8 protein-coding genes and 2 tRNA genes are annotated in these 10,929 nt (G+C 33.6%); 8 read left to right on the top strand and 2 right to left on the bottom strand.

Going from position 1 to position 10,929, the window contains the following annotated elements:
* Positions 1 to 2 precede the first annotated feature (2 nt).
* Positions 3 to 1,274 carry a sensor histidine kinase gene (locus tag DESAMIL20_RS06000; protein WP_086033906.1) on the bottom strand — a complete coding sequence of 424 codons (1,272 nt, stop codon included), beginning with the start codon at positions 1,272 to 1,274 and terminating at the stop codon, positions 3 to 5.
* Positions 1,275 to 1,330: 56 nt separating this feature from the next.
* Between DESAMIL20_RS06000 and DESAMIL20_RS05995 the strand changes: the two genes are divergently transcribed.
* The 6 genes from DESAMIL20_RS05995 to DESAMIL20_RS05970 all read left to right on the top strand — a co-directional run bounded on the left by DESAMIL20_RS05995 (position 1,331) and on the right by DESAMIL20_RS05970 (position 6,870).
* Positions 1,331 to 2,773: a GGDEF domain-containing protein gene (locus DESAMIL20_RS05995; protein WP_143340255.1), complete on the top strand. Its 1,443-nt coding sequence runs from the start codon at positions 1,331 to 1,333 to the stop codon at positions 2,771 to 2,773.
* Entirely contained in the window at positions 2,770 to 3,819 is a 1,050-nt protein-coding gene (locus DESAMIL20_RS05990; protein WP_086033904.1) for a M24 family metallopeptidase, read from the top strand. Before DESAMIL20_RS05995 ends, DESAMIL20_RS05990 begins: the two co-directional genes overlap by 4 nt.
* Positions 3,820 to 3,831: 12 nt before the next feature.
* Positions 3,832 to 4,395, top strand: coding sequence for an elongation factor P (efp, locus tag DESAMIL20_RS05985; RefSeq protein WP_086033903.1), 564 nt, complete (start codon positions 3,832 to 3,834; stop codon positions 4,393 to 4,395).
* A gap of 4 nt (positions 4,396 to 4,399) precedes the next feature.
* Positions 4,400 to 5,524 carry an MFS transporter gene (locus DESAMIL20_RS05980; protein WP_086033902.1) on the top strand — a complete coding sequence of 375 codons (1,125 nt, stop codon included), beginning with the start codon at positions 4,400 to 4,402 and terminating at the stop codon, positions 5,522 to 5,524.
* Positions 5,525 to 5,554: 30 nt separating this feature from the next.
* Positions 5,555 to 5,630: transfer RNA gene (locus DESAMIL20_RS05975), tRNA-Ala, on the top strand.
* 88 nt (positions 5,631 to 5,718) lie between these two features.
* Positions 5,719 to 6,870, top strand: coding sequence for an MFS transporter (locus DESAMIL20_RS05970; RefSeq protein ID WP_086033901.1), 1,152 nt, complete (start codon positions 5,719 to 5,721; stop codon positions 6,868 to 6,870).
* Here DESAMIL20_RS05970 and ppdK read toward each other — a convergent pair.
* A complete protein-coding gene (gene ppdK / locus DESAMIL20_RS05965; RefSeq protein WP_086033900.1) occupies positions 6,867 to 9,509 on the bottom strand; it encodes a pyruvate, phosphate dikinase in 2,643 nt (880 codons plus the stop codon). The genes DESAMIL20_RS05970 and ppdK overlap by 4 nt on opposite strands.
* 116 nt (positions 9,510 to 9,625) lie before the next feature.
* Between ppdK and DESAMIL20_RS05960 the strand changes: the two genes are divergently transcribed.
* Positions 9,626 to 9,701: transfer RNA gene (locus DESAMIL20_RS05960), tRNA-Asn, on the top strand.
* A gap of 229 nt (positions 9,702 to 9,930) precedes the next feature.
* Entirely contained in the window at positions 9,931 to 10,797 is an 867-nt protein-coding gene (locus DESAMIL20_RS05955; protein ID WP_275074321.1) for a DMT family transporter, read from the top strand.
* Positions 10,798 to 10,929 lie beyond the last annotated feature (132 nt).

The following is a 10,929-nucleotide window of genomic DNA, read 5'->3' as shown; positions in this document are numbered from 1 at the left end:
CCTTATAAAATTGGTAAACTTATTTTAAATATAGTGCCATTTTCATCGCTTTCAACATCAACAGTTCCACCATGCAGATTTATTATATTTTTTACAACAGGCAAAGCTATACCTTTTTTAGTAGAACCACCAGAAACAAATGGCTCGAATATGTTGTTTAGAATAGCCTGCGGGATCACATACTGTCTATTTGAGATTTCTATGATCAATATTTTTTTGTTAGAGATTGTTTTTTGGTATGATTGAATATAGATAGTTGTAGAGTCTTTTTTTGTCTCAAGTAAACTATCTATAACATTGTTAATTACTACTGTAAATTTCTTTTTATCTAGTTTGACAAATTTTACATGTCCATCCATGTTAACGTTAAAATTTAAATTTTTTATTCTTTTTTTAAAATCTGCAATTATTCCATCAAACAAGGCAATGATGTTAAGATCTTCAAATACCATTTTTCCGTCTGATATTTGTAAAACATTGTTTAGCACAACATTGAGCTTTTTACTTTCGTTTTTAATTCTTTCAATATATTTGTCAATATCTTCAATTTTGCCCTCTTTGATTTTTCTATCAAGGATATCTGCTATACCACCAATGGACATTAATGGATTTTTTAACACATGCGACATATCTTCTGTGAAGGTTTCTAATATTTTTCTTTTTTCCTGCTCTATTAATTGTTTTTGGAGTGAGTCTATTTCTTTAATGTATTTTGTAAGTTGTAGATTTTTTTCTTCGAGCTCGTTTTTTAAATTTTCCCTGATAATTGAGTAATACGCCATATACTCACTAATAACACCAGAAGGCAAAGCTATGATAAAAAGTGGTATAATTTTGTAAACCAAATCTAGGGTATTAAAAGACACACTTATGCCAAGATACAATATAAATACACTGGCAGCAAGAGCAAGGAAAAGCCCATAAGAAAGGCCAAGGAGTATTGAGGCTATAGAGATAATAACGAAGTATCCGCTGTAAAACACGCTGTAGATACCTCCCGTATTGTACATAAAGTATGTAATAACAAACTGGTCTACAAAAAAAGTAAAAAAACAAAATAGGTGGCAGTATTTGCTATCAATTGTTATTCTTATTATATAGAACAGGATGTAGATATAAATCAAGCCCAAAAAAATATAATAAACTAAATCATTGCTTTGCGCATTATACATACACCAAAACACAGCGGCAACGGTAGATATGATCCTAATAAATAGTATTATGAAGTTTAAGTATACGGGCGGTATTATGCGCTCAATGTATTCTATTCTCATTTTCCTTGCAAATTCACCTAAAAAAAGTAATATAATGATAGCATTATTTGAAGGAAGTGTCAACGAGGGTTGTATCAGTGTTTTTCAAAAAAGAACGTAATCTATCATATATAGATAGTCTTAAAAATATAACAATAAGTGTCTTTAAGTTGTTGAAAACAGATGATGCTAGCATAAACGACGCTATTGAGAAATACATAAATCTGATAAAAAGCATAAAAGATGAAGATAGCATGAATAAAGTGCGCGAAAATATTGTAAATTTTTCTATAAAATACGGCGACTACCTAGATAACAAGAAAAAACAAAACGACTATCTAATAAAGGCTGTTATTAATTCTCTATCTCAAATTGCAAAAGATTATGATCCATCAAAGTACTGGCAAGAGAGTTTTCAACATATCAAAGAGCTGTTAAAATCAGAAATTACATACTCTGTGCTTGAAAACATCAATACTATCATAAAAAATCTCTTATTTTCCACAAAAGACACAAAAGAGATTGTGTATAAAGAATTATCTGAGATAATATTTTCTATGCTGGATGTAGCTATAGAACATGAAAAGGCTTCAGAGTATAAAAAAGAGCTTTTGGCACTTAAGAAAGAAATATATTTTAACAGCTCACTTTTAAATACATATTCGGTTAGAGAAAGCATAAAAAAACTCATAGAAAAAAAAGAAAAGCTTGAAGACGAGTACTTTAATCAACTCCAAGAAAAGTTAAAACAAGCGGTAAAAGCCCTAACGTATGTTATGAATACATTTACAAAAGATATAAATAATTACGGCGATATTTTTCAAACGCATATTGACCAAATTGACAGCCTTGTTAATGTAGAAAGTATAGATGTAGATGAAATGAGTAAAAAGTTCATAGGTATAGCGATAAAAATTAAAGAAAGTACAATTTCTATGAATAACAAAATTAAAACACTAAGCGAAACAATCCAAAAGTCAAAACAAACAATAGAGGAATTACAGAACAAATTAAAAGAGGCACAAGAAAGCTTAATTATTGACTCGCTTACAAAAGTTTATAACAGAAGGGGTCTGTGGCATTTTCTTGAGTATGAGATAGAAAAAGCCAGACGGTATGATAAAAATTTATCTATCATAATGTGTGATTTGGACACATTTAGTGAAATTAACAATACTTATGGTCATCAAGCAGGCGACAAAGTTTTGGAAGTTTTTGCGCGTACTGCTAAATCTTTATCTAGAGGTTCTGATATTATGACACGATATGGTGGTGATGAATTTTTAATAATTGTACCAGAAGCTAATTTAGAACAAGCCTGCCAGTTTGCTGAAAAAATCAGGACAGAAACAGAAAAGCTAAAATTCAAATACAAAGACAAGGAGTTTCATATCACAGTTAGCTTAGGGGTTGTACAGTTTAGACTCAAAGATACCATAGAAATGTTTATTGAGCGAGCGGATAGAGTGCTCTATGAAGCAAAAAAAACAAGAAATACTACGTCAAAGGAGACTATATGACAAGAATAGAAAAGATTTTTAAACGAGTAAACGAGATTGGTGCTGATTGTTTCGTATCGTTTGATAATTCCGATATGCTTTATTTTACGCAAGCAGACAGCGAGGGTATTTTGTTGATTATCGAGCAAAAAACTTTTATATTTGCAAATAAGCTTTCTTATGATAGCATAATAAACCAAAAACCTCATGCAGAAGTAATACAGGCTTTGCATGGTGTAAAAAGCCTGCAAGAGTATTTAATTGAAAATAAAATTCACTCAATTGCCCTGGATTTAAAAAGCACAAGCGCTTTTAATCTCGAAACATTAAGGAAAAATTTTGAGATAAAAGATGCAACAGACTTTTCTAAGCAAATTAGAATAATAAAAGAGCAAAGTGAGATAAACTCAATAAAAAGAGCTGCTTTAATTGCGCGCAATGCCTTTACAAAAGTTTATTCAATGATTAAAATAGGTATTAGCGAAAAAGAGCTTCAAGGTGAGCTAGATTATCAGATGGTTAAGCATGGAGCTCAAAAAAGCGCTTTTGAAACAATTGTTGCAAGTGGAGTAAATACTTCATTCCCGCATCATAAGCCAACGGATAAAAAAATAGAAGATGGGGATTTTTTAATGATAGATTTTGGTGCCTGCGTTGATGGGTACAACAGTGATTGTACATATACCTTTTTGGTGGGCAAGCGCACAGATGAAGAAAGAGATTTTTACAATGCGCTTTTTTATGCCCAAACTTTTGCAAGGGAGTTTATTGCTCCAAATAGGACAAAAGCCAAAGATATTGACAAAAGGGCGCGCGATGAGCTTGCCAAATACGGTCTTGACAAATACTTTATTCACTCAACAGGACACGGTGTGGGGCTTGATATTCATGAGTTACCCAATATTGACTTATCAAATGATACGCTTATTGTGCCAAATATGGTTTTTACAATTGAGCCAGGCATATACATACCTGGCAAATATGGTGTTAGAATTGAACAAACAATTTTAGTTAAAGAAAACGATGTTGAAATATTAGGTTATGCACCATTTATGGAAATTATTTAGTTGGAGGAGTTGATGCTTAGTACAAATGAATTTAAAAAAGGCTCTAAAGTTGAGATGGATGATGAGCCATATGAGATTGTAAGTTATGAGCACATTAAACCAGGCAAGGGTCAGGCATTTGTTAGAGTAAAATTAAAAAATTTAAAGACTTTAAATGTTGTTGAAAAGACTTTCAAATCGGGTGTTAAAATTCCAAAAGCTGATGTAGAAGAAAAGCCTATGCAATTTCTCTACCAAGACGAACATGGCTATCATTTTATGGATAATTCAAACTATGAAGAATATGTAATACCAAAAGACGTGATTGAACAAGAAGCTAAATTTTTGCAGGAAAATAAAGATGTCTTTGTTTTGCTTTATAAAAACTTGCCTATTGGCATATCTTTACCAAACTTTGTTGAGTTAAAAGTTATAGAGACAGAGCCTGGTTTTAAAGGTGATACCGCAGCAACAGGCACAAAACCAGCTGTACTTGAAACAAATACAACCATTCAGGTTCCTTTCTTTATAAAAGAAGGCGATATACTAAGAATTGATACACGCACAGGAGAGTACGTTGAGAGGGTAAACAAATAAATAAATGCCAAAACCAGCTCGTACTTTATTGCTTGTTAGCCTATCACATTTAGTTAATGATTGGTACTCGCTTTTAATACCACCAGCTATACCCTTATTAAAAGCTGTTTACCATCTTAGTTATGTCCAAAGCGGTGTGCTTGTTAGCACACCTTATATTGTCAGTGCAATTTTGCAAACATACATTGCTTATATGGCAGAAAAAAAGGCAAAAAGAGTGTTAGCTCTAAAATTAGGGTTTTTGATACTGAGCTTGTCTTTCATTCTTTTTTACTTTTCTGATTCTTTTTTGTTTATGGTTTTGTCAGCTTTGATCATTGGTATAGGACTTAGCATTTACCATCCGCAAGGTATGGGGCTGCTTGCCAATGTGTTTAAAAACCAAAAAGGTATGGCATTGGGCATAAATGGCATAGGCGGTGCTATTGGTTTCTTTTTAGCGCCAGTTAGTATGGGTTACTTATTGTCGAGGTTTGGTTTAAAAGCTTTTCTTATTGTTGCTATACCAGGTTTTTTGATGGTAGCAATACTAATGCTTTGCAAGCAAGAAGAAAAGCCGCTTTCTATTACGCTAAAGCACGCTTTTTCAAAAGAGCTTATCTTGGTAGGTTTTGTTGCAATGGTATCGCCTTTTTTTTCAAGGGGTATTTCTGCATTTTTACCTGCTTATTTTTACAGTAAAGGCCAGAGTATACTCGATGCTAACTTAATGGCTAGTGTTATGCTGCTTGCAGGCATTATTGCGCAGCCTATTGGTGGTAAATTTTCTGATAAATTTGGCAGAAAAGAAGTAATATTTGTAAGTTATACATCAATGGCTTTATTTTTAGTGTTATTTTTGTTGTTTCCAAACTTAGTGTTACTTTTCTTGCTAGGTTTTGCAACAAGCGTATCCATACCCGTAAGGCATGCTTTGGCAGCCGAAGTAGGTGGAAAATCAATGAACACAAATATTGCAATAAGCTATACTATGGTTATGGTAGGCGCTTCAATTGCTCCAATTTTAATAGGCTTTTTGATAGACAATTTTGGTTTTAATATTGCTTTTGGTATAAATACCGTTATTGCACTTGGGGGTGCGTTTTTATTGTTTTTTGTCAAACCACAAGATCAAGCCTTGACAAATTGAACAAAATAAACACAATACTTAAATTACTGTGGGCGGTTAGCTCAGTTGGGAGAGCGCATGCTTCGCACGCATGAGGTCGGGGGTTCAAATCCCCTACTGTCCACCAATTTACAAGAATTATTTACCGCTTTTTATTTTTATTAATTGCATATTGTGTATTTGTAAAAATTTTATTTTTAAGTAAAATACTATATATGAAAAAAAGTTTTAATCTTATATTTATTGTTTTGATTATTTTATCGATGACCTTTGCACTAAGGGCAAGCAACAATATGTTGTTTACAATGGTACCTTTGCTTGGTAAGTATGATTTAGGCTTTAATACAGTACAAATTGGGTTTCTGAGCGCTTTGTTTGGCGTTTTTCCATTTTTGGTAAGCGCTTTTTTAAACGCTAAACTCAAAAGTTTGGCAAGAAAGAAATTTTTTATTTTTTCAGCTTTTTTATATTTTTTAAGCTTCGTAATGTTTTATTTTTCAAATAAAATAAATATTTGGTTTTTAGTTTCAATTGTAGGATTTTCTTTAGGTGCCTTAATGCCAAACATAATAACAGCAGCGGGTTTGTGCGAAGATAAAGCTAAAAGAGAGCGTATTATTGCAATATATACAATAACGCTTAGTACTTCGTTAATCATTGGTCCAATAATAGAATCTTTTTTGCTAAAAATTGTAAATTTAAGAGAGTCTTTTTTGATTTTTTCTTTTTTCCCTTTTATTGCTTTTGTGTTTTCTTTTTTTATACAATTTCCAAATGAATCAGAAGATTCAGATGAAAAAGTTTCAGTAATAAAAAACCCATATTTTCTGTCTGCGATACTTAGCATTTTGATTTACAATATACCTTTTGCAGCGCTAATTGCTTTTGGAGGCATTTACGCTAAAGATATGTTTGGCCTAGATCTTTCTACGATTAATCTTTATTTTAGCTTATTTTTTAGCGCATCTTTTTTGGGTAGGCTGTATCTGGTTGTTAAACCACCGAATAAAATTTTTCACGATATGATAATTTCTGGTATTCTTACAATTGTAGGCGTATTTTTGATGATTATTTCAAACTCTGCTTTAGTTTTTGCAATTTCTTTGTTTATCTTAGGCTTTCCTCATGGCTTTACATTTGTTTTATCACTTATTAGCCTATCAAGAGGCTTTGATATAAAACAGAGAAATAAAGCAAACAGCTACTTTTTCTCTCTTGTAAACATTATAGGTACACTTACGCCTCTAATTTTTGGTTATATACTGCACTTTCTCAACATTACAATGCTCTTTTATCTCTTATTGCCATTTGCACTGGTGTTTTTAAGCTTGCTTATTTTAAAGTTAAAATTCTCCAAATTAATTTAATCTTTTTCAGCTTTTCTGTTAATAGCTGCTTGCGCGCAAGCAAGCCTTGCAACTGGCACTCTATACGGTGAGCAGCTAACATAATCAAGGCCTATTGAATGAACAAACTCAATAGATTCAGGATCGCCCCCGTGCTCGCCGCATATGCCAAGCCTTAAATTTTTATTGGCATTTTTGCCTTTTTCTACAGCGATTTTCATAAGAGCGCCAACGCCTTGCGTATCAATAGTTTTAAAAGGATCCTCTTTTAATATACCTTTTGCCAAATAATCAAATAAGAATTTGCCTGCATCGTCTCGACTAAAGCCAAATGTCATTTGTGTTAAGTCATTTGTGCCAAAAGAGAAAAAGTCAGCTTCTTTGGCTATTTGATCTGCAACTGCACAGGCTCTTGGGATTTCTATCATCGTGCCCACTAAATATTTTAATAGTATATTGCTTTGCTTCATTAAATCATCGACTGTTTGCTTGATAATGTTTTTTAAATATTTTAACTCTTCATCAATACCAACAAGCGGTATCATAATCTCTGGAAAGCACTCAATGCCTTCTGCTTTTAACTCTAAAGCTGCCAAAATAATTGCTTTGGTTTGCATTATGGCAATTTCTGGGTATGTAATGGTGAGCCTGCAACCTCTGTGACCAAGCATTGGGTTAAATTCATGAAGGCTTTTGACAGTACTTTTTAGCTCATCAACAGAAATATTTAAACTTTTTGCAACTTCTTGTATCGCATCGTCAGTTTGTGGTAAAAATTCATGTAGTGGCGGGTCAATGAGTCTTATTGTTACTTCAAGTCCTTGCATAGTCTTAAAAAGGGCTTTGAAATCTTCTTTTTGCATTGGCAATAGTTTATCTAGTGCTTTTTGCCTGCTTTGAGTGTCTTTTGCTACTATCATTTCTCTTACGATATTTATTCTATCTGGTGCAAAAAACATATGTTCTGTTCTGCAAAGACCAATGCCTTTTGCGCCAAACTCAAGAGCTACTTTTGCATCCTGCGGTGTATCTGCATTTGCCCTAACATAAAGTTTACTTACCTCATCTGCCCATTGCAGTATTTGTGCCAAATCTTTATCTAATCCAGTAGGTATGAGCGTTTTTATTTCACCCAAAAAAACTTCGCCGGTTGATCCATCTATGCTTATTGTGTCAAATTCTTTAACAACAGTGCCATTTGTGCTAAATTGGAGGTTATTATAATCTATAACAATGTCTTCGCATCCCACTACAGCGCTTTTGCCCATACCGCGTGCCACAACTGCTGCATGCGATGTCCTGCCGCCTTGGGCAGTCAATATTCCAGAAGATGCAGCCATACCAGCAACATCCTCTGCGCTTGTTTCGTGCCTTACAAGAATAACCGATTCTTTAGAGCCAATCTCTTCTGCTTTTTGCGCACTAAAAACCACCTTGCCGCAAGCAGCACCAGGTGATGCCCCAAGGCCTTTTGCAATTAACTTTGCTTGTGCTTTTGCTTTTTCATCAAAATAAGGATGAAGCAGCTGGTCAATTTGGTCTGTGCTTACTCTTGATAAAGCTTCTTGCTTTGTTATTAAGCCTTCTTCTACCATATCTTTTGCAACTTTAACAGCTGCTTTTGCGGTTCTTTTTGCAGAGCGTGTTTGGAGCATGTATAGTTTTTTGCGCTCGACCGTAAATTCCACATCCTGCATATCTTTATAGTGCGACTCTAATATGTCGAATATCTTTAACAATTCGTCATAGGCTTCTTGCGAAATTTGTTTTAAATAATCAAGCGGGTAGGGGGTTCTAATACCAGCAACAACATCTTCTCCTTGAGCATTAACTAAAAATTCACCAAATCGCCTTTTTTCTCCTGTGGAGGGATCCCTCGTAAAAGCTACGCCTGTGCCGCTGTCGTCTCCCATATTGCCGAAAACCATACTTACTACACTCACAGCAGTACCAAGCAAATCGCTCTCTTTAATTTTATTAATGCGCCTATAGTCTATTGCCCTCTTGTTCATCCACGAATTAAATACTGCATCAATGGCTATCCAAAGCTGCCTGTATGGCTCTTGAGGAAATGATTTGTTTTGTGCGCTGTATATTTTTTTATACTCGTCAATAAGCCACCTGAGACCTTCAATGCTTATTTCATGGTCAAATTTTCTTTTTTCTTTTTTCTTTATTTCTTTAATTTTATCTTCAAATAATTCTTTATCAATGCCAAGTGCCACATCACCAAACATTTGAATGAACCTTCTATACGAATCAAGTGCAAAGCGTTCGTTGTTGGTTGACTTAGCCAATGCAATTACTGTTTCATCGTTTAGACCTAAATTTAATATTGTATCCATCATCCCAGGCATTGATATTTTTGCGCCAGACCGTACAGAAACAAGCAAAGGGTTTTGTTTGTCACCAAATTTTTTACCAGTTGTTGTTTCTAAGCGTTTTAAGTTGTACTCTACCTCTTCTTTTAGAGAAGGCGGGTAAGTTTTGTTGTTTTTGTAATAATAATCACAAACCTCCGCACTAATTGTAAAACCATGTGGTACGGGAATTTTTGCAAGAGCCATTTCTGCTAGGCCTGCACCTTTGCCGCCAAGAATGTCTTTCATTGAACCATTGCCTTCTGCAAAACCGTTACCAAAAAAATATACAAAACGCATATATACACCTCTAAAAAAGTATGATTAGTAAAAAAGATAGATTATAAAGCGTTTAATGTCAAGTTTTTTAATGCTTGACAAAAAAAAATTATTGTAATATCATAAAAAAAGATTGCTCCTCTGTAGCTCAGTTGGTAGAGCAGCTGGCTGTTAACCAGCGGGTCGGGGGTTCGAGTCCCTCCGGGGGAGCCAAATTTTTTGTTATTCTTGAGTTAACCAAAAACGCTATTAAAGACATGATGGTTTATAAAAAAAAGGGTACATGTGTATCTCTTTAAAATTGTAAAAAAATGTTTAAGCATTTTTTTCAAGCTTACAAATCAAAAACCTTGCTTGGCATAAAATAATTTGCAAATTTGACTTTGTAAAAATAATGTGATATAAGATTTCCTACTATTCTTGATCTTTTAGGGGTGTATGTATTAAGCCAAAACATAAAGGCTTACTTGAGATGTTTTTTGCCACATTTATATGGGGTTCTATACCGCTTTTTTCTATTTGGTGTGCTCTACCGTCTGTGGTTTTTGTCTTTTTTAGAGTGCTTTTTGCTTTTCCTTGTATGCTTTTTTACTCTATAAGACGTTTTGGATTTAAAGAGCTTTTAAAAGTTAAGCCAATATGGCCACTAATTTTATCTGGCATTGTTTTATCTCTAAACTGGATATTTTTCTTTTGGGCTATAAATATTACAGATATCGCAACGGCTGTTGTGCTTTATTATTTTGGCCCTGTTTTTACTATTATTCTTGCTGTAATATTCTTAAAAGAACCTTTAAATAAGACCTTAATTTTCGCAATCATCATAGCTTTTATGGGTGCTTTTTTAACCTTTGTTCCATCTATAAAACCTGGCGGTTCTGTATTTGGTGTTTTTATTGCTTTAGTTTCAGGCCTTTTGTACGGCCTTTTAGGGTTTATTTCGAAGATAGCCACATCTAGTCACTCTTCAGTGAAAATAACAATCTATCAGATATTTATCTCCATATTTTTCACATTTCCCTTTGTTTTTTTCTTCAAATTTAGCTTAAATTTGTATGTCATTTTACTCCTTATTGTAACAGGCATAGTTCATACGGCTTTGGCTTTGTTTTTATGGTATGATTCACTAAATTACATAAAGGTTTCAACGAGCGCAGTATTTTCCTATTTAGACCCTTTTTTTGCCATAGCTTTGGGTTTTATATTTTTAGGTCAAAAACCAACAATTATGCAGATTGCAGGCATTATACTAATATCCATTTCAGGTATAATGGTTTCTCTAAAGGAAAGTGCTCAAAAAAGCTATTAGTGTGTTGCATTGACACATGCTTGCCATAAATTTTAATTTGTTGCATTTAATAAGTTTTAACCCCTCTTTACCACCTGTAGTTCGATAATGCTATTATAACAGCATTATTTTTCTTATGGGAACTATGGTGAA

It is taken from the genome of Desulfurella amilsii (assembly GCF_002119425.1).
In the GTDB taxonomy this organism is placed as follows: Bacteria; Campylobacterota_A; Desulfurellia; order Desulfurellales; family Desulfurellaceae; genus Desulfurella; species Desulfurella amilsii.
The sequence above is the reverse complement of the archived record's forward strand: the minus strand, read 5'-3'. Positions and strand labels throughout refer to the sequence as shown.

Coding starts and splice junctions, on each gene's coding strand:
- DESAMIL20_RS06000 (WP_086033906.1), bottom strand. CDS start 1,274: ATGAGAATAGAATACATTGAGCGCATAATACCGCCCGTATACTTAAAC.
- DESAMIL20_RS05990 (WP_086033904.1), top strand. CDS start 2,770: ATGACAAGAATAGAAAAGATTTTTAAACGAGTAAACGAGATTGGTGCT.
- efp (WP_086033903.1), top strand. CDS start 3,832: ATGCTTAGTACAAATGAATTTAAAAAAGGCTCTAAAGTTGAGATGGAT.
- DESAMIL20_RS05980 (WP_086033902.1), top strand. CDS start 4,400: ATGCCAAAACCAGCTCGTACTTTATTGCTTGTTAGCCTATCACATTTA.
- DESAMIL20_RS05970 (WP_086033901.1), top strand. CDS start 5,719: ATGAAAAAAAGTTTTAATCTTATATTTATTGTTTTGATTATTTTATCG.
- ppdK (WP_086033900.1), bottom strand. CDS start 9,509: ATGCGTTTTGTATATTTTTTTGGTAACGGTTTTGCAGAAGGCAATGGT.